The organism is Bacteroides sp. D55t1_190419_B8 (assembly GCF_015558905.1).
In the GTDB taxonomy this organism is placed as follows: Bacteria; Bacteroidota; Bacteroidia; order Bacteroidales; family Bacteroidaceae; genus Bacteroides; species Bacteroides vicugnae.
This window is the reverse complement of record NZ_JADMOU010000005.1, coordinates 17,206-40,380: the sequence shown is the minus strand read 5'-3', so window position 1 is coordinate 40,380 and position 23,175 is coordinate 17,206. Positions and strand designations below refer to the sequence as shown.

Genomic DNA, 23,175 nt, shown 5'->3' with positions numbered 1-23,175 from the left:
ATTAATATGTAATAATCAACAGCTTGCAATATTCACTATCGCGTATTAGGGGCATAAAGAATATATAATTTTAATAATGTGACATATGAAACGACTTTTTTTTTCTTTTTTGTTGATAATTTTTGTAGTCTTATATGTTAGAGCCGATAAAACATTATGGGAAATAGGTGAGAAAAATAACTCTTCGGCTGAATTTGCATTAGGACCTTCAGGATATACAAAATTTCTGGCTAATGATTTCGGATATGAAGATCGTTATTTTTTAATTGGAGGTTCAGATGTAAGTAAGGACTTTCCATATGTGTTACCGGGACCTGCAGATCAGTGGGGAGGTACGGGAGGAACTTCTGGATGGCGGACGCATGATGCGACCATTCTTTTTGATTTGGCAAATGTTCCCAAATCTAAGGATTGGAAATTGGTTGTAGATTTATTGGGGGCGAGTCCTATAGGGGCAGTGGTAAAGATTAGAATAAACTCTGTTGACAAAAGATTTGTTGTAGACGGGGGAGTGAAAGAAGTTTTAGAAGGTGATTTACGGAATGCTAAAAATAGTGCATTAATATTTCCTATTCCTGCTGATGAATTAAAAAAAGGGGGAAACACTGTTGTTATTTCAGTTTTAGAAGGTGGATGGATTGTATTTGACCAGATACGATTAGTGGGGCCTGAAAAGGCGGGCTTGGGTAAATTAAACAAAAAAGTATTTTTACGTGGTGTTTCTCCAGCTCCTTATGAAATAGAGGAAAATGGACGAAGATATCAGCCTTTGTTAATTGACGCAGAACATTTGGCAGGAAATCCTAAACTAAGGGTAGAATTGGACGGACTAGAAATCTTTTCTGCTGATATGGATACGGCTCGTTATCAATTTGAGGCTCTTATGCCTGCTGTTTATGGACGTCAGAAAAGCATGTATAAAGTTTGGGCTGATAATGATCTGCTATATTCGGATATAGTGGTTCGTAATCCTCAACAATTGCAATCGTGTGCCGATTACGTGGACACAAAGATAGGGACAGGACATTCTCGCTGGATGATTGCTCCGGGACCATGGATGCCTTTTAGTATGGTTAAGCTGAGTCCTGATAATCAAAATGCAGGATGGCAATCAGGCTATCAACCTACTTTTGAAACTATCGGCTGTTTTAGTCATATACATGAATGGACGATGGGAGGGCTTGGCATGATGCCGACAAATGGCGAACTTCAAATAAGGGTAGGGGATGAACTAAGACCGGATGAGGGTTATCGATCTCGTATAGATAAAAAAACAGAAGAGGCACCATTGGGGTATTATAAGGTGTATATGACTGATACGAAGATATGGGTGGAGAATACGGCTACCACTAGGGCATCTTTTCAAAGGTATACTTTCCCTAAAGATAAGGATGGGCGTGTAATGATTGATCTTCAGATTCCTACTGAATATGATTATAAACTGATGGATGTAGAAATAAAAAAAATCAGTGATTATCGAATTGAGGGATACAGTCATCAGTTATCTCCTCGACCTAATGTCTGGAGTGGAGATGCTGATCAGGAATATGTCGTAAATTTTGTCATAGAATTTGATACCCCTATTAAAAGTGTAGGAGGATGGGTGGAAGATAAGGTGTTGAATAGGGACCATATTGAAGGCAAAGACTTGAAATATGCTGGTTTGTATGTAGAATTTGATACTAAACAAACACCGGTTGTTCAAGTTCGTACAGGTATTTCTTTGGTTAGTATCGCTAACGCATCGGAAAATCTGGAAGAAGAAATTTCCAGGAAATTTGGTTGGGATTTTGCTTCTATTGTACAAAACCAGAAACAAACATGGAATGAGATTTTGGGTCGTGTACAAATCACTTCCAATGATCGTCTGGAAAAGGTACGCTTTTATACAAATATGTATCGTTCTTATTGTCGGAATATTTGGAGTGATGTGAATGGTGAATGGATGTCGGCAGATAAAAAGGTGCAAAAACTGGCAGATCCGAATCATAGGGCATTAGGTTGTGATGCTTTTTGGAATACATTTTGGAATTTAAATCAAGTGTGGAATTTGGTAACTCCGGAGTGGGCTTCCAGATGGGTTAATTCTCAATTAGCTTTATATGAAACAAATGGATGGTTGGCTAAAGGACCTGCTGGTATGAAGTATATTCCGGTTATGGTAGCCGAACATGAGATTCCGTTGATAGTTTCTACTTATCAGATGGGGATTCGGGATTATGACGTAAATAAGGCTTTTAGGGCTGTAAAGAAGATGCAAACTACTCCTGCTACACATGTTGCTGGCGGATTTGCGGGAAACAGAGATCTTATACCTTATTTACAGTATCATTATGTACCTATTGAGAAAGGGAGATTCTCCAATTCTTTGGAGTACTCTTATGATGATTGGACAGTTGCTCAGTTTGCAAAATCATTAGGAAAATATGAAGATTATAAGATGTTCAGCCAGCGAGGTTCATGGTGGAAAAATGCTATTAATCCAAAAAATGGATATGTTCATATGAGGGATACACTAGGAAATTTTGTAGAAAAATTTGATCCCTTTAGATCTGGATGTAATATACATTATGTGGAAGGAAATGCTTGGCAACTTAGTTTCTTTGTTCCGCAGGATATACCTGGCCTGATTGATATAATTGGGAAAAATAAGTTTGTGAATCGGCTGAATTGGGGATTTTCTGCTAGTGAACCATGGCGTTATAATGCTCCTAATGATCAATATTGGGATTTTCCTGTAGTTCAAGGTAATCAGCAGTCTATGCATTTTGCTTTTTTATTTAATTGGGCAGGGCAGCCTTGGTTGACACAGAAATGGGTCCGTTCGGTGATTGATAGATATTATGGTTATGGAATTGCTAATGCATATTTAGGTGATGAAGATCAAGGACAGATGAGTGCATGGTTTGTGATGGCTGCTATAGGTTTGTTCCAGACAGATGGAGGATGTAAAATGGATCCCGTATATGAGATAGCAAGTCCTTTGTATGAAAAAACTGTCATTAAATTGGGAAGACTTTACAATCGGGGGGAACAGTTCATGATTGTTGCTAAAAATGTTTCAAGAAAGAATAAATATATTCAAAGTGCAGTGTTAAACGGGGAGAAACTTGATCATTTTTATTTTCCGGCATCAGAATTACTAAAAGGAGGTGAATTGATATTGGAAATGGGAGATACACCTAATAAAGCTTGGGGAGTCGTTAAATGAAAACACAAAAATCTATATATGCCGCCCTTCCCGTTCTTTTCGGGTTCTTTGTTATGGGCTTCTGTGATATAGTCGGCATTTCTTCCGATTATGTTCAACGTACTTTCAATTGGTCTCCTGCGATGACCGGATTTGTTCCTTCGTTAGTTTTTATCTGGTTTCTGTTTTTGGGTATTCCTATTGGAAATCAGATGAACAAATGGGGGCGTAAGAATACGGTCTTGCTTAGTATGGGAATAACGGTGGTAGGTATGCTTCTGCCTTTGGTTATTTATGATAGCATGACTTGTATGATTGCGTATGCGTTGTTAGGTATAGGTAACGCTATTCTGCAAGTTTCACTGAATCCGTTACTGAGTAATGTAGTAACTGGTCAACGATTATTAACCAGTAGTCTGACGGCAGGACAGGTAATCAAAGCAGTATCTTCTCTTGTCGGACCGGAGATTGTATTGCTGGCTGTAGCGCACTTTGGAGACGACAAATGGTATTATTGCTTCCCTATATTAGGGTTCATCACGTTATTGTCCGCTGTTTGGCTGATGGCTACTCCTGTTAAACGGGAAGATTCTAGTGCCGCGACCCAACAACTTTCTATCAGTGATACTTTTTCTCTTTTGAAAGATAAAACGATTCTGCTGTTGTTTTTGGGTATCTTCTTTATTGTCGGTGTAGATGTTGCTACCAATTTTATCAGCTCCAAACTGATGGCGGAACGATTTGACTGGACGGCAGAACAAGTGAAGTTTGCTCCACAGGTTTATTTCTTAAGCCGTACGGTAGGTGCTTTGCTGGGTGCTTTCTTGTTAGCCCGTATTGCTGAAATGAAATATTTCCGTGTGAATATTGTTGCCTGTATGATCTCTTTGCTTATTCTGGCCTTTGTGAAAGATGATATGATAAATCTGATTTGTATCGGTGCTGTCGGTTTTTTTGCTTCATCGGTATTCTCTATCATTTATTCTATGGCTTTACAGGCAAGGCCGGAAAAAGCAAACCAGATTTCAGGGCTGATGATTACTGCTGTTGCCGGAGGTGGAGTAGTTACTCCGGTGATTGGATTTGCGATTGGAACAGTAGGTATTATTGGAGGCGTTTTTGTCACTTTAGCTTGTGTGGGTTATTTGACTTATTGTGCTTTTGGGGTGAAGACCGCGAAAGCATAGTATTATTGCGGAGAAGATGCTATCTTCGCCCGAATCCTACTTAGCGACTGCGGAGTTATCCACAAGTAAGACGCAATATGTTTTAAAGGTACATATTGCAATAATTCCGGAGTCTCTTTGATAAGGTTGAGATAGCGTTCTTTAGCCCGTGGGCTTCCCGAACTGATAAGCCAGTTTTCCTGTTGAAGAAACTGATGATCCATGAGGCGGAGCCCCAAATTAGCGAGTCCGATGGATGAGGCGAATAGCTGATTCAGAGCTGTTCGGGAAATACAATAGGCCACACTGTCACACATGACCTCAATATTTATTAATGAGTAGGCATTATCTACATAACCCCAGACGGAGAAAGCAGCTTCTCCGTCTGAAGCAAACCAGATGGTAGTGTCCACTCCGTCTTTATGATAATAGGCTCGCCATATTCCTGTCTTGATAAAATAAAGATTACAGTTTTTTGTCCCCTCGCGTACTATTAAATCTCTCTTTTTGAAATGCACCTCTTCCATACAGTTCAGTAGAGACTGTACATCGGTTTTTGATACCTTGTATCTATCGCAAAGTTTTTCAATGAATGTTCTCATATTGCAAAGATACTTATCGTCGGCAGACAATGAAACGATCTTTCAAATAAATTCCGAAAATATAGAAAGTGGTTAATAACTCTGCCAATGGTACGGCTAGCCAGATACCCGGTGTACCCAATACCGGAGGGAGCGCAAAGAATCCGATCAACATAAACACTACTCCCCGGAGAAGAGTGATAATTGTTGCCCGCTGACCTCTTTCGACACTCTGGTAATAACCAATGCCAATCATGTTGACGGCAAAGAAGATGAATCCTGCTCCAAAATAAGGAAGCCCGTTTACTGCTATATCGAATGCAGCGTAACTGCGGTCAATAAATAATGAAACGATGTCTTGGCAGCATAGTACGGTAAGAATGAAAAAGCTGATACCGCAGATTAAAGCGGTCCGAATGGCGAGATGCAGTGTCTTTCGTACACGTTCGGGCTGTTCGGCTCCGAAGTTATAACTGATAATCGGTTGTGCGGATTGTGCAATGGCATTATAGACCATGAAGATGATGGGGAAGAAGTAACAGGCAATACTGAATGCTGCCACTCCGTCTTCACCGAGATGGTGGATGAAAACGTAGTTCCCCAGAAACATCATACAGGCAATGGAGGCTTCACTGATAAAAGCAGAACTTCCCAGTTTAATCATATAGCCGATGTTGCGAAGAGTCAGTAACAGACTTTTGATACTTAATTTTATCCGGCATAGATGGAGGGTACGAGAGAAACGGAGGAGGTAAATCAGTGTCATCAGCCCTCCTACAACAGTCCCCAGACTGGTGGCAAAAGCTGCTCCCATCATTCCCCAACCAAATTCGAAGATAAATATATAATCCAGTATGATATTGAGTATGGCTGCAACCGCATTACACATCATGGCATAGGTGGGCGAACCATCCAGGCGGATGCAGAACATTCCTATATTTAATACTTCGTAGAATACGAGAAAAGGGATGTACCATGCCATATATTCTATGGCTAACGGTAATAACCGGTCCGAACTACCCAATAATCTGGCTAATGGCTCTATAAAATAAAGACACAGAGCAGACAGGATAAGTATGAGCAATGCGGAAAAAGCAATTGCCTGAGTGATATTAATACTTGCCACTTTGCGTTTTCCCTGAGATAAATGAATGGAAGCCACCACCGAAGCTCCCACTCCGAACATCAGTCCAATCCCTGCTGCAATCATAAAAAGCGGTGCAGTGATATTTACTGCTGCCAGTGCGTCACTGCCAATTCCTTTTCCTACAAATATACCGTCCGTAATAACGAACAGAGCCGAGAATACCATCCCAAGTACTGTAGGAATTAGTAACTTACGGAACAACGTGGAGATGTTCATACTGCCGAAATCAATACTATCTTTCATAACTTTCTACCTTTGTCATTGAAAATGGCGACAAAGGTAGGCTTATGAGAGGAGATAAAAATTACCAAATGGTAATTTTTGCTATATAGTAATAAGATAAGAAGAGGCACTTTGTTGATTCGTATGCTGATATGCAAGAAGTAGGGTATTATTATCCCAACGACAGAATCAATATTTGTGCCGTCAATACTCGCAGAAACATGGTGAGCGGATAGACCGTAGCGTAACCAACGGCAGGAGCATCACAAGAGGTCAGGTCATTGGAGTAAGCCAATGCCGGCGGATTGGTGGTAGAACCTGCCAGAACACCGATAAGCGTGAAATAATTCAGCTTGCAATAATATCGTCCTATCAATCCTGTAATCAGAAGTGGCAGGATGGTTATAATGACTCCGTAGCCTACCCATACATATCCTCCGCCATGAATGACTGTGTCTACAAAGCCTTCGCCTGCTCCCAAACCTACGCAGGCGAGGAAGATGGAAATACCGATTTCACGAAGCATCAGGTTGGCACTCATGGTGGTATAAGTAATCAACTTGTATTTCGGACCGAAACGGCTAATCAGGATAGAAACGATGAGCGGACCGCCTGCCAGTCCTAGTTTCACAGGTTGCGGGATTCCGGGAAATGCGAAAGGAAGACTTCCCAGGATACATCCTAAAGCGATACCTATAAAGATAGGAATCAGGTTCGGGTGATTCAAGCGTTTCATGGAGTTGCCAAGTACTTTCTCTGCATGAGCAACAGCCAGTTCGGAACCTACAATGGTGACACGGTCTCCCATTTGTAACTGTAATTGTGGAGAAGCTACCAAGTCTACTCCCGAACGATTGACGCGGGTGATGTTTGCTCCGAAGTTATTTCTGATTTTAAGTTGTGAGAGTGTTTTCCCGTTCAATTCCGGTTTAGTAATCAGGATACGGCGTGAAATGAGTTCTTTGTTCAGTTGTTCCCATTCCATTTTGATTTCCTTTCCGAAGAATACAGTGATTGCTTCCACGTCAATCGGGGTAGAGATCACTAATATGATATCCCCTACATGTAGGGTTGTCTCGGAATTAACCAATTCGGTTTCTCCACCTTCGCGGTGTTTGATGCGGGAAATGACAAATTTACGGTTCAGTAACGGGCGGAGTTCTTTAATCTTGATACCGTCTACCGATTCGTTTCTCACCTCGATGGAGATAGGGCGTACAGTAAGTTCCTGAAGATGTCCCAGACCGACTTCTGCATCTTTTTCTTCTTGAGCAGTATTGATGCGCAGGAGATATTTCAAAGCAAGCAGTGAGAGGATGATACCTACTACACCCAGCGGATAACTGACAGCATATCCTAAAGCAATTTCGGGAGCGTCTATACCATTCAAATCACTGTTGGCCTGTTGTGCGGCTCCCAGTCCCGGAGTGTTGGTGACGGCTCCGGACAGAATACCTACCATTGTGGTAATCGGAGTTCCGGTGGTGAAGTGCAGGATGATAGTAATGGTTACTCCTAATACTACTACCAGCATGGCCAGCATATTCAAGGTGAAGCCACCCTTTTTGAATGCCGAAAAAAAGCCGGGCCCCACTTGCAGGCCAATTGAGTAAACAAACAGAATCAATCCGAATTCTTTCAGAAAGTGGAGCTGGTGTTCGTCCAGATTCATGTTGAAATGACCGAATACGATTCCGACAAAGAGTATCCAGGTAACTCCCAGAGATACTCCCCGCACTTTGATTTTTGCAAGGATGATTCCAAACGCTATGGTTAGTGACAGAATCAGTACGGAGTGTGCCACTCCGCCGCCCCAAAGATTGGGGTAACCTTCAAATAAATTTCTTAGAACTTCCATTGTGATTATTATATGATGATATTTAGTTTAGCTAAAAAGTACCCCCGGAGAAATCACTTCTGCGGGGATACGCACACATTGAGCATGACGGTTTAATGCCGTCCTTTTGATATTTTAGCTAGAGAGAATTTATCCTCCTTCAATCATTTCCGATGTCATGACTACCCGATTATTTTTTTTACAGTCTGCCGTTTTCCTATCCCACGAGTAAAAACAGCTATTAAGGTATGAATGGCAGGTCTTCTGACTGACTCCCTTCCTGATTCCTTCCCGACCTTGACTATCTATCATACCCGGTCAGTGGTAAAAGTAAATATCAAGAAGTTGAATAGAGTTTCACAGCAGCGGGACTGTCCGGGATTTACACCCGATTCCCTTTTAATTCAGATAGTTGATATGGCTATCTGAAACCAATTCGGGGGCAAAGATAGCGAATTTATATAGAACCCAAATGAATGCTACCTATTTATTTTATACACAGTCTGATTCTTGTCGGATATCTGTTTGTTTATTTGATGCGTACTCTCATCTCCTGCGCATCGAACGTGACTGATTCATTGCGGAAAAGTCTTTCTATATGTCCGCTGGTCACCATTTCCTGAGTAGGTAGTGTGTACATCTGCGGATTATCTATGAGCATGATGGAGTCGCAGAGCGATAAGGCGATGTCGAGGTCATGAGTGGAGAACAAGATGCATTTGCCCTCGTCCTGTGCCAGTTTCTTTAAAAGTAAACAGAGCTCGTAGCGGTTGGGTAAGTCCAGGAAGGCGGTCGGCTCATCAAGCAGGATGACGGGAGTATCCTGTGCAAGGGCACGGGCAATCATGATTCGCTGACATTCGCCATCGGACATTTTGTCCATTGTCTTTTCTGCATAACCGGACATACCGACTAGCTGCATAGCGTCGTCCACTCGCTTTTGGTCTTCCGGTTGCAGTTGACCGATCCAGTTGGTGTAGGGAGCACGTCCTAAAGCTACTACATCTTTACAGCGGAGATTGGCGATGCGTACTTTATCGGTGGTGACAAAGCTGATATTCCGGGCTAATTTTTCCGGTTTCAATGAAGCTATGTTTTTTCCTTGCAGAGTAATTTCTCCTGATTGAGGCTTTTCCAATCCCATCATAGCACGGAGCAGGGTACTTTTTCCCGTCCCGTTACGTCCCAGCAGGGCGACGAGTTGTCCGCCCGTGATTCGGGTATTTACGGTTTCCAACAGCGTGCGCTGTCCATATCCTAATGTCAGTTCTTTAAGCTCTATCATTTGAATCTACGCAAGTTTTTGGTGATTACCCATAAAATAACCGGAACACCTAGCAAGGCGGTGATGCAGTTAACCGGAAGCTGGAATTTCTTGGCGATGATGTCGCAGAGAAGCATACTGATAAGTCCTGTCAGCATGGTGCCGGGGACAAGTATCCGGTGGTCGGCATTGTTGAACAGCAGTCGTGTGACGTGCGGTACTGCCAGACCGATAAATCCTACCGGACCACAGAAAGCGGTGACCGTTCCTGTCAGCAGTGCGGTAGAAACAAAGATGAACGTGCGTGAACGTTTTATGTTCATTCCCATCGTTCGTGCATAGTTTTCACCGAGCAGTAGCAGGTTCAGCGATTTGATACAGGCTACGGAAATCAGTAAGCCGATACATAGCATAGGTAGCATAATTCCCAGTTGGGTGGCTGTGATATGGCTAAGAGATCCCATTGACCAAAGTGTGAACATTTTCAGTTGTTCGGCAGAACTTAGGTATTGCAGAATCTGGATGATGGCGCCTGCCACATAACCTATCATAACTCCCATAATCAGTACACCGAGAATGTTTTTTACTTTCCGGCTGATAATGGCTACTCCCAATAAGATTACAGCAGTTCCTATCCAGCCCGAACCTACGATACCCAGTGACTGAAGAATTGGAAACTCCGCCCATCCAAGTAATGGAGCACCTAGTATGAACAGAGCTACGCCCAGTCCTGCACCGGAACTTACTCCCAGCAGGTAGGGGTCTGCCAACGGATTCTGGAATACTGTTTGCATCTGTAAACCACTAACGGAGAGTGCTATTCCTATCAAAGCCGCTACCACTACCCGTATGAAGCGGATAGAAAGGAGAATATTACGTGTCATTTCATCACATTCGCCTCCTGTGAGTACAGTCCATACCTTAGTGATTGGAATATATGTATCTCCCGTTGCCATGTCTATCAGTAATAACAGTATGGCAACTATACCCAGTGTAATGAATAAAAAGGGAGTACGTTTATCAGGTTGTTTCATTCCAGATGTCTGTAATAGTAAAGTGAATCGGATACGAGTTCGGGGTGAAAGATATGAATCAGGTCACGCAATACGATGTCGGGACGTACCACTGCAGATTCCCAGTAGTCATTGCCTCCTGTCGGCGTTGTTCGTAAATTGTTGTTGTAAACAGTTTTTTCGCGTACTGCCTTGGCATCTGCGAATTTAGGATTGACCGTCTTTAGTTCATCCAACGTAGAAGCCATGCCTACATTAATCCAGTAGTCGGCCTTTTGTATCAGTTTGTAAGCCGTTTCCAGTCCGATGGGAGTGGAACTGTTAGAAGTGTTTTCTTTGTAGATGTAATCCGCACCTGCATCAGTTACCAATTGTGCCATGTAACTTTGTGTGGAAGGCATCACCCAACTGTCGTTCCACGGGGTATTGAACATAACGGTAGGACGTTGCTTGACGGAGTCTGTAAGTGTTTTTAGTGCATAATAGCGTTTGGGGATTTCTCTGAATATTTCCATTCCTTCCTCCCGCTTGTCCGTCAGCTCCGAAAGAACAAGCATCCATTCGGCTTTGCCGAGTGGTGATTCTTCCAGATACTCTCCCATATACAAATAGGGTATAGAGAGTTCTTTTAGTTTATCCGTCACAGCGGTTTGGGCATCACCTATTCCATATAATAATACCACATCAGGCTTTAGGCTGATCAATAGCTCGTAATTCATTTCCGGTCCCAGGTCCTTGATCGAATCTTTGTGGGCAAGAATATAAGGATTGGCAATGTAATCGATACCTGACACTCCGACAATTCTGTTTATTTCTCCCAACGCGTCGAGCATGGCAATGTAAGAAGAAGACATGCATACGATTTGTTTCGCTCCGGCAGGAATTATAGGTCCATTGAATCCGGCGGGCGCTTGTTCACCGTTGCGTGAAACGAAATAGGACATTGTTATGTCTTTAGCCCCTTGCCATGGATTCGTTATCTGTATAAGGGTGCTGGCAAAATTCTCTGCGCCTAGAATCTTGAATCCTGAAGCATATTCGGGGATATATATATTTTGCTTAAATACCTCCAGAGATGTTTTATTACGAGATATGCAGCTTGCCAAAAAGAAGAGGCATAGTAATGCGATAGTTGAGATTGGAGATTTCACTTTTATACGGCTTTTAATTAGAAAAAATAATAGTGGATGCTCTCGGGGGCAAAGATAGGACTTATTATTAGTTTGTTTTTATTTTAATTCGAATTTTCTTCTGATTTATTTCTATTTAGTGTATATTTGCCACAGAAATTTTGGTGTCACTCGTCCGATGCTACGGAAGAGTGGTGAAAAGGGAATCAGGTGTAAATCCTGAACAGACCCGCTGCTGTAAGCTCCGCCAAAAGTTTTCCTACAATACTCAAATCCACTGTCTCACTTTGGAGAGATGGGAAGGGCGTTAGGAAAATGGAGTAAGTCAGAAGACCTGCCAAAGTTGAATTCTTGAAACTTTCTGGGATTAGAGTTTGAAGAGTGCAGTTTTTTTATTCAAAATACATCTTTATTGATGATGTGAAGTTCCGGAAGGGAATAATATGCCTTTTTGAATGTGCCATTATACGGGAAAGAAGTACGTATATGTGTTTGAGTGTGTGGAAAATTGCATCCTTGCTGTAACCCTATGAAAGTTTATTATTTTAATTAATAAACAGGAGGATTATGTTCGGGCAGATTCATTTTAGGATATTTTGGATAGGATGCTTTTTGAGTATGGTTTCATGGTTGTCAGCACAAAGCAAGCTGGACAGTTTACATCATCTTAATGAAGTAGTAGTCACTGCTAAAATTAATAAGGAAGTGATTCCTGTTCAATCTTTATCAGGAGATAAGTTAGAAAAGTTGGCGGTACATTCAGTTGCAGATGCCATACGTTATTTTTCAGGAGTGCAAATAAAAGATTATGGTGGAATAGGTGGTTTGAAGACCGTTAATATTCGAAGTATGGGGACGAATCATGTCGGAGTGTTCTATGATGGCATTGAATTGGGGAATGCTCAGAATGGAGTTATTGATTTGGGGCGCTTTTCTTTGGATAACATGGAAGCTGTCACTTTATATAATGGTCAGAAAAGTGCAATTTTTCAGCCGGCAAAAGATTTCGGCTCTGCGGGATCTATCTATCTGCAGTCGAGGACGCCTGTGTTTCAAGGAAATAGAAACTATCATGTAAGAGCGACCTTTAAAACGGGATCTTTCGGAGTTGCCAATCCCTCTTTGCTTTGGGAACAAAAACTGAGTGAGAATGTGAGTGCATCACTTAGTACCGAATATATGTATACAACCGGAAAGTATAAATTTACTTATGCTGTAGCCGGGGGATATGATACTACGGCAGTCCGTCGCAATGGAGATGTGAATGCTTTACGTGCCGAAGGAGGCTTATATGGTAAAATGAAAGGTGGATACTGGCGTACGAAAGCTTATTTTTATAATTCGGAGCGTGGATATCCTGGTGCTGTTGTTCGGAATCGTTTCTCACATGAAGATCGCCAGTGGGATAAAAATTTCTTTTTTCAGTCTTCTTTCAAGAAAGATTTCGGTGGAGTATATAGTTTGTTGTTGAACACCAAGTATGCGTATGATTATTTGCACTATTTGGCAGATCCCAGAAAAGAGGAGGCTACTATGTATGTGGACAATACATATCGTCAACAGGAAGTTTATTTGTCAATGGCTAATAGGGTAACTCTTCTTCCTTTTTGTGATGTGAATCTTTCAGCGGACTATCAATGGAATAAGTTGGATGCTAATCTGACTGATTTTCCTTATCCCCAACGGAATACGACATTAGTAGCAGCGGCTACTTCTTTACATTTTGAGCGTTTTAAGTTGCAAGCTAGTGTTTTAGGAACTTTCGTACAGGAAAATGTTGCTTCGGATACTACTTCAGCCGGGAATAAAATGGAATTTACTCCTACTTTCATGGCTTCCTATAAGCCTTTCAAGAATATTGATTTTAATTTACGTGCTTTTTATAAACGGATATTTCGTATGCCGACATTAAATGATTTGTATTATACATTCATAGGAAATATAAAATTAAAACCTGAATATACGAATCAATATAATGTAGGGTTTACTTATCAGAAATTATTTGCTGGAACGTGGCTGCAAGCTTTAAATGTTCAACTGGATGCATACTATAATGAGGTGGAAAATAAAATAATAGCAACTCCTACCAATAATTTCTTTCGTTGGACAATGGTTAACTTGGGGCTTGTCAAAATAAAAGGGGTGGATGTCGTTTTGCAGGGAAATTGGAAATTGGGTGATGATTGGATGTTTGATAGCCGATTGTCATATACTTACCAAAAAGCACAGGATTTTACTGATAAGCTGGATAAAGATACGTATGGAGGGCAAATAGCGTATATACCCTGGCATAGTGGTTCGGCCATACTGAATGCTGAATACAAATCATGGGAGTTGAACTATAGTTTTATATATACGGGAGAACGTTATGATGTTTCTGCCAATACTCCGGAAAATTATCACCTTCCTTGGTATACAAGTGATTTATCTTTTGCAAAGAATTTCAATTGGAAAAAGTATGATTTCAAGTTGGCTTTGGAAGTGAATAATATTTTTAATCAACAATATGAAGTCGTAAGGTCTTATCCGATGCCCGGAACTAACTTTAAATTCATTTTATATTTAACTATATGATGGTGAAGAATATTCTTTTGCATGTCTTGTTTGGAATAGTAACAAGTTGCTGTTTGTTTGCTTGTCGGGGAGAACTGCCGGTTTTACCTTCTGATGAGATAGAAGTTGGTAAGGATCCGATGGGGGGGATCCGTATCAAAGGAATGTATCTTCTTAATGAAGGAAACATGGGGAGCAATAAATGTACGCTTGATTTTTATGATTGTACTACCGGTAAGTATCATCGCAATATTTATGCTGAACGAAATCCGTCTGTGGTAAAAGAATTGGGAGATGTTGGAAATGATTTGCAGATTTATGGGGATAAATTGTATGCTGTAATTAATTGCTCAAACTTTATAGAAGTGATGGATGTGGAAACAGCGCAACACTTGGGGCAAATAGATGTAACGAATTGCCGGTATATCACTTTTAGCGATGGAAAGGCGTATGTTAGTTCTTATGCAGGGCCTGTCGGAATAGACCCTAATGCACGCCCGGGAAAAATAGTTGAAGTAGATACGACTAATTTGGCTATAACCCGTGAAGTGGTGGTCGGTTATCAGCCCGAAGAAATGGTAATAAAAGATGGAAAACTCTATGTCGCCAATTCCGGCGGTTACCGTTTCCCGGATTATGACCGGACTGTATCAGTCATTGATTTGAAGACCTTTAAAGTTATTAAAACTATTGACGTGGCTATCAATCTTCACCGTATGAAGTTGGATCGTTACGGGCGTATATATGTGAGTTCGAGGGGGGATTATTATGGAACCGGGTCAGATGTTTTTATTATAGATACTCAAACGGATCGTGTGACAGGGAGTTTGGGACTTGCTGCCAGTGAGATGTGTATGAGTGGAGATTCTATCTATATGACAAGTGTGGAATGGAGTTACGTTACGGAAAGTAATACTATCACTTATACTCTTTATGACGTGAGACAAAATAAAATAGTTTCTCACAATTTTATTACTGATGGAACAGAAACAGAGATTGCAATTCCATATGGGGTGGCCGTAAACCCAGAGACAAAAGAAATTTTTGTAACAGATGCAAAAAGTTATGTAGTGCCCGGATATCTTTATTGCTTTAGTCCTGAAGGAAAGAAAAGATGGAAAGTCAGGGCAGGAGATATACCGGCTCATTTTGCTTTTACAACGAAAACATTTCAATAACTAACTGATAATTAATAAAAATGGAAAGGAAGATTTTAAGACTAACATGGGGCATTGCAGTTTTTTTATGTTGGGGAACTGTATTCACAGGGTGTGGTGATGAAGAAGATACTTTTGAAAATATAGAACCTACTCCTGAAGGGGCTACGGCCTATATCACTAAAGTTTTTGATTTTGTTCCGGCCGTAGGACAATTTACTAATTCGTTGCCGGAATATGAGGAAGGTGATACACAAGAGGCAATGAATGAGAAAGTGTTGGCTGCTATTGGTAATAATAAAAAAGGAATGATTTCGTTAGGAGGATTCGGGGGATATGTTGTGGTAGGTTTTGATCATACGATCGCCAATGTTGTTGGAAAACGTGATTTTCGAGTGCTTGGCAATGCTTTTTATTCTGCGGATAATCCTGATATCAATGCACCGGAGGGAGGAAGTTGTGAGCCGGGAGTGATCATGGTAGCTTATGATAAAAATCAGAATGGTGTGCCGGATGATGAGTGGTATGAAATTGCTGGTAGTGCTCACGAAAACCCTGCATTAGAATTATGGTATGATAAGGCTGTAACTGCTGGAAATGATGTGAAGACTTATCGAAACTATGAAATTACATACTATCGTCCGGAAAAAGAGCCGACCACTTCGGAAGAAAGGGAGAAATATATCTGGTGGGAAGATAATCAGGGAAACTCCGGATATAAAGTGAAGAATACATTTCACAAGCAATGTTATTATCCGGAATGGATAAAAGAAGATAAAATAACTTTTAAGGGAACTTGTTTACCTCAAAATGCTGTTGACGAAAGTGGGCAAGGTAGTTATTTTGTATTGTATAAATTCCGTTATGGTTATGCTGATAATGAATTGAATACAAAAGACGAGTCTGCTATTGATATAGATTGGGCAGTAAATTCAAAAGGTCAAAAGGTGCATTTACCCGGGGTTGATTTCATAAAGATATATACTGGAGTCAATCAGGGAAATGGGTGGTTGGGGGAATGCTCCACTGAAATATCAGGAGTTGAGGACTTACATATTTTAGGAGTTGATATTGATACGCGTAAATAAGTAAAAATAATTTATAATAATGAAGATAAAAATGAGAAAGTATTTAGTATTGGCAACTGTTGCCTTGAGTTTAGCTTTTGCAGCTTGTGATGATGAGAATAATGTGAACTCATCTGTATTGATTGGGAACGGATCGGGAAGTAATGTGTTAGCGCAGCTGGATACATTATACTTAGATGCTCGGATTGAAAATCTGTCAGGAACAATGAAATATCTGTGGACAGTAGATGGAAAAGAAGTGTCAACCGCTTCAACATATAAATTCTCACAACCTAAGACTGGAGAGTATGTTATAGGCTTGACTGTATCAGACAGTAACGGCGAGACCTTTCAAACGAATATGACTGCCAAGGTGGAAGGACGGTTTGGTAATGGCGCTTTTGTTTTGAATGAAGGAAATATGAGTAATGAGACAGGAACTCTGACCTTTGTTGATTCAAAAGGAATAGCGGTAGATAGTGCGTATTATCGGGTAAATCAGACTTTGCTCGGTAATGTCTGTCAGGACTTGTTTATTAGTGATAACCGAATTTATATACTTTCTCAGAATGGCGCAAAGAATGGGGGTGAAGGATTATTGACTATTGCTGATGCAGATAATTTGGAGAAAGTGAGAGTGTATAATAATACGACTTTATCTTGGCCGACTAACTTGGCTGTGGTAGGAGAAAATCTCTATATTCGTGATAACAAAGGAGTTTATATGTTAAATACTTCTACAGATGTTTTGACTTTAGTTGAAGGCACTAGCGGAGCTTTGAAAAATCGTATGGCTGTGGTTGGAGAAAAAACTTTTGTAATGGGTAGTAAAAAGCTTTTCGTGATTCAGAATGGAGTTGTTGTACATACGATTTCATTCGAAGGTGCTTTATCCGGCGTCGCTAAGGCGTTTGATGAAAATTTGTGGGTATCGTGTACAAGTCCGGCAAGTATTATAAAAATTAATCCGGTTGATTATACAATAATTGATTCTCATCAATTAGATGTCAGCATCGGTGCTGGCTGGGGAGTTGCTCCTGCCTTTTCTGCGAAAGATGATATTATTTATTTTAGCAATGCCGGCTTTAAGTTATATCGGCATATTTTCTCTCAAGATAAGACAGAAGAGGTTGCTAATATAAAAGATTATGTGGAAGATGCCGGCATATATTATAATAGTTTGGGAGTTGATCCAGTAAGCGGAGAAGTCTATTTTGCGACTTTAAAAGGATATGCAGAGTATAAAACAAATGATATTGCTATTTTGGATTTTACTAAGTCGCCGGTTTTGCAGACTGATATTAAAAATAAAAATAGTTTTCCTGCAGGAGTTTTCTTCACGGAAAATTTTAAGTAAAAAATATAGTTTATAATCTATTACGTTGAATGATAGAGACTTCCTTGTCCGAGAAAAGAATGTCCTTTTAAGAAGTATATTTTTTGATTGGTAAGGAAGTCTTCTTTTTGTTTGGATATATTGTGACCTTGTGTGATTGGAATGTAATTAGTTTTAATAAAATGGATAAAGTAGTATGCTTTCAAGAAAACTCCTTAATTTTGTGTCATAATTTCGACAGAATTAAATATTAGACTTGACTACTATTGATATGAAAATTAGCAGACTATGCGGGGGCTTTTTATTAATCTTTTGCATGCATACAATAATGTATGCTCAACAAGTGAGAACTGTGCGAGGAAGAGTGCAGACTGTGGAAGCCGGCAGTAATGAGAAGCGGGCATTGCCATCTGCCAGCATTGTTATTTTGGCGAAGAGCGATTCTGCCTTTATCAAGGGGATAACAAGTGATAAGAATGGGCGTTTCGTTCTTAATTATCAACCGCAGAAGAAAAAGAAATACCTGTTGAAAGTCTCTTTTATGGGAATGCAATCTGTATACCGGACGCTGGAAGACTCTGTATCGGTGAATATCGGTACAGTGGTATTGAAAGATGATGATATTCAGATTAGTGAAGTGACGATAACGGGAAAATTGCAGGAAGTAGTGATGGAGGGAGATACTACGGTTATCAATGCTGCCGCTTTTAAGACTCGTGAAGGAGCTTATCTGGAAGATTTGGTGAAGCGTGTTCCCGGATTGGTATATAATAAGAAAGATAATTCGTTGATATATAACGGACAGCCCATCAGTGAAATCAATGTAAATGGCGAAGCTTTTTTCGCCGGAGATAAAAAGACAGCGCTCGAAAATCTTCCGGCGGACCTGATTAGTAAGTTGAAAGTATATGATAAGAAATCAAAAGAAGAGGAGTTCACCGGAATTAGTTCAGGAGAAAAGAAATATGTACTCGACTTGCAGACTAAGGATGAATTGAACAAAACCTGGCTGACAAATGCAACGGTAGGATACGGGAATAACCAGAAAAAGGATTTGGAGGGACAAGTGAATTATTTTAGTAAAGACGGAGATAATCTTTCTTTCATCGCGCAGTCTACCAACAGATACCAAAATAGTACGTACAAGGATAATATCAACAATTCGGTAGGAATGAATATGACTCATAAATTCGGTAAGAAATTCTCCCTGACCGGAAGTGTGAACTATAATTTGAACCGGAACGGAAATCTTTCTTCCATTTATCAGGAACAGTATTTGCCGGCAGGTAATCAATACTCTGCGTCTACTAACGAAAGTAACTCTAAGGGGCGGTCGATTAGTTCTAACTTCATGGGAAGTTGGGAAGTGGATAAGCGTACACGCATACATTTCACCGGTAATGTAGGAATCTCTCCCAACAGGAATGAAAACAGTAGCCAGAATGCATCCTTTGATGCTCCTCCCGGCATAAGTCATGAGAGCTTGTTTGATGACTTTGAATCTATTCCTCGGAATATAAAAGTGAATCGTAGTGAGAACCGGTCGCGTTCGGAGAATCAGTCGAACCGTTATAGCTGGATGATGGGTATTATGAGGCGTCTGAATGAAAAAGGTACAACGCTGGCATTGAATATCCTGAACTCGGATTCGTGGGGAGATAATGAAAGCTTTTCGCTTTCCAAAACTACTTATTTCCGTCTCGAAGATAAATTGGGAAATGATTCGGTGCTTTATCGTAACCAGTATTTGAAGTCGCCTCAAAAAAATAATTCATGGAGAGTCGGGATTACCTTTGCCCAGCCTATTGGTAAGAAGATGCATTTCCGGGTAGCATATAACTGGGATACTAACTATGAGCGTGATAATCGTGATACGTATGAATTATCTTCTCTGACGAAGTCGGAAGTTTTTGGTGAGCTGCCTCCCGACTATGAAGCAGGATATGTGGATAGTTTGAGCAATCGGAGTCATAGTCGTACGAATGGACATAACTTGGATGTAGGGCTCAATTACTCCGATGATACCTGGATGTTTAATGCCTCATTGGGAATGACCCCGCAAAAACGTGCCATTGAACGGAAAATGGGAAAGCTCTATGCGGACACTACCATGCATACTATCGACTTCCAGCCTATGATATGGGTGAATTGGAAAAAGAAAGAGGCACGGATCACTTTCAATTATAGCGGTAGAACCCGGCAACCCTCTTTATCTGATTTAATGCCGCTGACGGATAACAGTAATCCGTTGTATATCACCCGGGGAAATCCGGATTTGAAACAGATGTTTTCTCATAGTGTCCGTGTGGGCTTTCAACACTCAAAAAAAGGTATATCTGCGAATATCGGCGGGCAAATGGAACAGAATAGCGTGACGCAGGTAGTGCTATATGATGCACAAACCGGTGGACGTGAGACATCTCCTATTAATATTAACGGAAACTGGAATGTATATGGAAGTGCCAACTGGTGGAAACGTCTGGGACATTTTTCTTTGCGGTTGGATATGAACGGTAATCATAGCAATCGTGTCAGTATGATTAATGAAGACAAGAGCCTCGAACCGAAGAAAAGTACGACACGTGATACCGGATTGGGGTGTGACGCGAATGTATCTTATCAGCCCACGTGGGGAGGCATTGATTTCTCTACTTCCTGGAATTATCAGTATTCGCTTAATTCTATCAATGATAACGATACCTATACACGTAATTATAGTTTCCGTCTTGAGGGATACGTTGACCTTCCTTTTGGTTTGCAATTACGGACTGACGGGGCTTATTCTTTCCGTAATGGTACGAATATCCGTAAAGGCGAAGATGACCAAATGTTGTGGAATGCAAGTGCTAGCTGGCGGTTTTTGAAAAAGAAAGAAGCGGAATTATCTGCCTATTGGGCGGATATTCTCGGAAAGAGGAAGAGTTTCGGGCGTACGACTACTTCTGATGGTTTTTATGAGTTCCGTAACCAAGAAATAAAAGGATATTTCATAGTCACTTTTAAATATAACTTTCGTTTGATGATGTGATTTTTAGAAAAAAGTCGTATGTTTGCTACAGAACCATAAAACAAAATGTACTATGAGCGGTAATTACGTGATCAATATCGGCCGTCAGTTAGGTAGCGGTGGAAAAGAAATAGGAGAGAAGTTGGCTGCCCGTTTGGGGATCAACTTCTACGACAAGGAACTGATCAATCTGGCTTCAGAGGAAAGCGGATTGTGTAAGGAGTTTTTTGAAAAGGCTGATGAAAAAGCTTCGCAAGGTATTATTGGCGGACTGTTCGGTATGCGTTTTCCTTTTATCAGTGAGGGAGCTATGCCATGTAACAACTGCTTGAGCAATGATGCCTTGTTCAAAGTACAGAGTGATGTGATCCGTCATCTGGCAGCAGAAAGATCTTGTGTCTTTGTAGGACGTTGCGCAGATTATATTCTGCGGGAACATCCTCGTTGTGCGAATGTTTTTATTTCAGCCTCTAAAGAAGATCGCATAGCACGGTTGTGTAGTATGCATCATATTGATGCGGAAGCTGCAGAAGAAATGATGGAAAAGGCGGATAAGAGACGTTCGGAATACTATAATTATTATAGCTATAAAACGTGGGGAGCAGCAGCTACTTATCATTTGTGTATCGATTCTTCTTCTTTGGGAATTGAAGAGACAGTGCGGTTCATTGAAGAATTTGTGGTAAAGAAACTGCAGCTTGTATGATAGGGTGATAGAAAAGTAGATTGAAAAAATAAATAAAGCCGGCATATTTCATTAGGATATAGCCGGCTTTATTCTTTATGTGCTAAATTTGATTTACATCATTGTTAATAATATCATCTGTCCTGTCAGAATACGGAGGAACATCGATAACGGATAAACTGTAGAATAACCCACTGCCGGAGCATCTCCGGAGGTTGTTTGATTGGCGTAAGCCAATGCGGGGGGATCGGTATTGCTACCGGCTATCAATCCCATTAGGGTGAAGTAGTTTACCTTATAATATAATCTTGCGATAGCACCGATAATAAGTAGCGGGATGACGGTGATCAGGAAACCACAGCCTACATAAAGCAGACCGTCACCTTCAACTACCGTTTGCACGAAATTGGCGCCGGCATCTATACCTACACTGGCAAGGAAGAGTACAATACCGATTTCGCGAAGCATCAGGTTGGCACTCATGGTTGTATAGGTTACTAAATGTAGCTTATGACCAAAACGTCCGATAAGAATAGCCACTACCAGCGGCCCGCCTGCCAAGCCTAATTTTAAAGGAGTCGGCATGCCCGGAAATGCAATCGGAAGACTACCCAGAAGGATACCTAAGAAGATACCAACGAAAATTGTGACAATGTTCGGTGTATCCAAGCGTTTCAATTGATTACCCAGTACACCGGCTACGCGTTCTACTGCATCTTGCTGTCCTACTACCATTACGCGGTCACCTACTTGAAGTATCAGGTTCGGATCGGCAAATAAATCCATACCGGAACGGTTGATACGGGTAATATTCACCCCATACATGCTACGGAAGTGCATAGAACCTAATGTTTTACCATTGATTTCCGGTTTAGTGACCAGAATACGGCGGGAAACCATTGGAAGATCTTGTTTCTCCCAGTCGAGTTCCACTTCTTTTCCGATAAATACAACAATTGCCGGAGCATCTTCTTCCGAGCAGACGATAAATAACTGGTCGCCTACATTAAACACTGTTTCATGGTCGGGAATACTTACATGACCATCATGGCGGATTCGAGAGCAAACGAAGTTACGACCCAAGAACTGCTTGATTTCAATCAGGGTTTTTCCACTGATTGATTCGTTTCGAACTTCCAGGCTCATCATGTGAGGTTTGTGGTGTGCATCACCGCTTTGAGTCTTTAAGTTCTCTTCCTCTTTGGTCATGTTGACACGGAAGATGTAACGGATAGCGATGATAGAGCCGATGATACCTACCACACCAAGCGGATAGGCACAAGCATATCCCAATGCAATCTGTGGACCAGTATAATTTAGCTGGTTCAAGGCTTCATTGGCAGCACCAAGTCCCGGAGTGTTTGTGACAGCTCCATAGAGGATACCTACCATCATCGGCAGTTCTACCCGGCCGTTCCAGAGGTAATAGAGTCCCAGTGCAACAGCAATATTTAACACTACGATGCCTACAGCCAACAGGTTCAATGTCATTCCTCCTTTTTTGAAAGAGGAAAAGAAAGATGGCCCCACCTGAAGACCGATACAGAATACGAACAAGATCAATCCGAACTCACGGATGAAATGTAGGATGTGTGTATCGGCCGTGAAGCCGAAATGTCCCATTAGGATGCCGGCAAACAAAACAAATGTGACGCCCAAAGATACTCCGAATATCTTTATTTTACCAAGATACACGCCGGCAGCCACTACAAATGCGTAGAGGAGCACGATGTGAGCTACGGAGCTGGGGTCCCACAATAAACTTTGTAACCAATCCATAATATAGCAGTTTTTATAATGTTTTTCTAAAAACGGGTGCA

The 23,175-nt window shown here is 41.0% G+C and carries 15 protein-coding genes and 2 riboswitches; of the genes, 8 read left to right on the top strand and 7 right to left on the bottom strand.

What is annotated here, in order from left to right; genetic code table 11:
* Nucleotides 1–85: 85 nt before the first annotated feature.
* Both I2I13_RS06215 and I2I13_RS06210 read left to right on the top strand, forming a co-directional pair.
* Nucleotides 86–3,211, top strand: coding sequence for a GH92 family glycosyl hydrolase (locus I2I13_RS06215; RefSeq protein WP_195649112.1), 3,126 nt, complete (start codon nt 86–88; stop codon nt 3,209–3,211).
* Nucleotides 3,208–4,377, top strand: a complete 1,170-nt coding sequence (locus I2I13_RS06210) for a sugar MFS transporter (protein ID WP_195649111.1) — start codon at nt 3,208–3,210, stop codon at nt 4,375–4,377. Before I2I13_RS06215 ends, I2I13_RS06210 begins: the two co-directional genes overlap by 4 nt.
* 2 nt (nt 4,378–4,379) lie before the next feature.
* On the opposite strand, the gene I2I13_RS06205 is transcribed toward I2I13_RS06210, so the two are convergent.
* The 6 genes from I2I13_RS06205 to I2I13_RS06180 all read right to left on the bottom strand — a co-directional run bounded on the left by I2I13_RS06205 (nt 4,380) and on the right by I2I13_RS06180 (nt 11,571).
* Nucleotides 4,380–4,958, bottom strand: coding sequence for a Crp/Fnr family transcriptional regulator (locus tag I2I13_RS06205; protein WP_074637578.1), 579 nt, complete (start codon nt 4,956–4,958; stop codon nt 4,380–4,382).
* Nucleotides 4,959–4,971: 13 nt separating this feature from the next.
* On the bottom strand, nt 4,972–6,327 hold the full coding sequence (locus I2I13_RS06200) for an MATE family efflux transporter (RefSeq protein WP_195649110.1): 1,356 nt from the start codon (nt 6,325–6,327) through the stop codon (nt 4,972–4,974).
* 151 nt (nt 6,328–6,478) lie between these two features.
* The gene (locus tag I2I13_RS06195) at nt 6,479–8,164 is read right to left on the bottom strand and encodes a putative transporter (RefSeq protein WP_195649109.1); all 1,686 of its coding nucleotides are present in this window, start codon (nt 8,162–8,164) and stop codon (nt 6,479–6,481) included.
* 215 nt (nt 8,165–8,379) lie between these two features.
* A riboswitch (cobalamin riboswitch) is annotated at nt 8,380–8,594 on the bottom strand.
* Nucleotides 8,595–8,672: 78 nt separating this feature from the next.
* Nucleotides 8,673–9,428 carry an ABC transporter ATP-binding protein gene (locus I2I13_RS06190; protein ID WP_148365171.1) on the bottom strand — a complete coding sequence of 252 codons (756 nt, stop codon included), beginning with the start codon at nt 9,426–9,428 and terminating at the stop codon, nt 8,673–8,675.
* Nucleotides 9,425–10,441 carry an iron ABC transporter permease gene (locus I2I13_RS06185; protein WP_074637528.1) on the bottom strand — a complete coding sequence of 339 codons (1,017 nt, stop codon included), beginning with the start codon at nt 10,439–10,441 and terminating at the stop codon, nt 9,425–9,427. Before I2I13_RS06185 ends, I2I13_RS06190 begins: the two co-directional genes overlap by 4 nt.
* On the bottom strand, nt 10,438–11,571 hold the full coding sequence (locus tag I2I13_RS06180) for an ABC transporter substrate-binding protein (protein WP_195649108.1): 1,134 nt from the start codon (nt 11,569–11,571) through the stop codon (nt 10,438–10,440). The genes I2I13_RS06185 and I2I13_RS06180 overlap by 4 nt, the downstream gene beginning before the upstream one ends.
* A 124-nt stretch (nt 11,572–11,695) precedes the next feature.
* Nucleotides 11,696–11,907: riboswitch (cobalamin riboswitch) on the top strand.
* A gap of 210 nt (nt 11,908–12,117) precedes the next feature.
* Between I2I13_RS06180 and I2I13_RS06175 the strand changes: the two genes are divergently transcribed.
* The 6 genes from I2I13_RS06175 (at nt 12,118) to I2I13_RS06150 (ending at nt 21,376) form a co-directional block, all read left to right on the top strand.
* Nucleotides 12,118–14,124 carry a TonB-dependent siderophore receptor gene (locus I2I13_RS06175; RefSeq protein WP_195649107.1) on the top strand — a complete coding sequence of 669 codons (2,007 nt, stop codon included), beginning with the start codon at nt 12,118–12,120 and terminating at the stop codon, nt 14,122–14,124.
* Complete coding sequence (locus I2I13_RS06170; RefSeq protein ID WP_195649106.1) at nt 14,121–15,281, top strand: DUF5074 domain-containing protein; 1,161 nt, start codon at nt 14,121–14,123, stop codon at nt 15,279–15,281. Before I2I13_RS06175 ends, I2I13_RS06170 begins: the two co-directional genes overlap by 4 nt.
* 20 nt (nt 15,282–15,301) lie before the next feature.
* Nucleotides 15,302–16,348 carry a hypothetical protein gene (locus I2I13_RS06165; protein WP_195649105.1) on the top strand — a complete coding sequence of 349 codons (1,047 nt, stop codon included), beginning with the start codon at nt 15,302–15,304 and terminating at the stop codon, nt 16,346–16,348.
* A gap of 31 nt (nt 16,349–16,379) precedes the next feature.
* The gene (locus I2I13_RS06160) at nt 16,380–17,684 is read left to right on the top strand and encodes a DUF5074 domain-containing protein (RefSeq protein WP_195649104.1); all 1,305 of its coding nucleotides are present in this window, start codon (nt 16,380–16,382) and stop codon (nt 17,682–17,684) included.
* 295 nt (nt 17,685–17,979) lie between these two features.
* Entirely contained in the window at nt 17,980–20,691 is a 2,712-nt protein-coding gene (locus I2I13_RS06155) for an outer membrane beta-barrel protein (protein WP_229128576.1), read from the top strand.
* Between the two features lie 52 nt (nt 20,692–20,743).
* Nucleotides 20,744–21,376, top strand: a complete 633-nt coding sequence (locus tag I2I13_RS06150; RefSeq protein WP_138274543.1) for an AAA family ATPase — start codon at nt 20,744–20,746, stop codon at nt 21,374–21,376.
* A 93-nt stretch (nt 21,377–21,469) separates the two neighbouring features.
* Here the strand turns inward: I2I13_RS06150 and I2I13_RS06145 are convergent, their stop codons facing one another.
* Complete coding sequence (locus I2I13_RS06145) at nt 21,470–23,134, bottom strand: putative transporter (RefSeq protein ID WP_148365151.1); 1,665 nt, start codon at nt 23,132–23,134, stop codon at nt 21,470–21,472.
* Nucleotides 23,135–23,175 lie beyond the last annotated feature (41 nt).

Coding starts and splice junctions, on each gene's coding strand:
- I2I13_RS06155 (WP_229128576.1), top strand. CDS start 17,980: ATGCATACAATAATGTATGCTCAACAAGTGAGAACTGTGCGAGGAAGA.
- I2I13_RS06160 (WP_195649104.1), top strand. CDS start 16,380: ATGAGAAAGTATTTAGTATTGGCAACTGTTGCCTTGAGTTTAGCTTTT.
- I2I13_RS06150 (WP_138274543.1), top strand. CDS start 20,744: ATGAGCGGTAATTACGTGATCAATATCGGCCGTCAGTTAGGTAGCGGT.
- I2I13_RS06190 (WP_148365171.1), bottom strand. CDS start 9,428: ATGATAGAGCTTAAAGAACTGACATTAGGATATGGACAGCGCACGCTG.
- I2I13_RS06215 (WP_195649112.1), top strand. CDS start 86: ATGAAACGACTTTTTTTTTCTTTTTTGTTGATAATTTTTGTAGTCTTA.
- I2I13_RS06170 (WP_195649106.1), top strand. CDS start 14,121: ATGATGGTGAAGAATATTCTTTTGCATGTCTTGTTTGGAATAGTAACA.
- I2I13_RS06175 (WP_195649107.1), top strand. CDS start 12,118: ATGTTCGGGCAGATTCATTTTAGGATATTTTGGATAGGATGCTTTTTG.
- I2I13_RS06195 (WP_195649109.1), bottom strand. CDS start 8,164: ATGGAAGTTCTAAGAAATTTATTTGAAGGTTACCCCAATCTTTGGGGC.
- I2I13_RS06145 (WP_148365151.1), bottom strand. CDS start 23,134: ATGGATTGGTTACAAAGTTTATTGTGGGACCCCAGCTCCGTAGCTCAC.
- I2I13_RS06165 (WP_195649105.1), top strand. CDS start 15,302: ATGGAAAGGAAGATTTTAAGACTAACATGGGGCATTGCAGTTTTTTTA.
- I2I13_RS06205 (WP_074637578.1), bottom strand. CDS start 4,958: ATGAGAACATTCATTGAAAAACTTTGCGATAGATACAAGGTATCAAAA.
- I2I13_RS06185 (WP_074637528.1), bottom strand. CDS start 10,441: ATGAAACAACCTGATAAACGTACTCCCTTTTTATTCATTACACTGGGT.
- I2I13_RS06210 (WP_195649111.1), top strand. CDS start 3,208: ATGAAAACACAAAAATCTATATATGCCGCCCTTCCCGTTCTTTTCGGG.
- I2I13_RS06200 (WP_195649110.1), bottom strand. CDS start 6,327: ATGAAAGATAGTATTGATTTCGGCAGTATGAACATCTCCACGTTGTTC.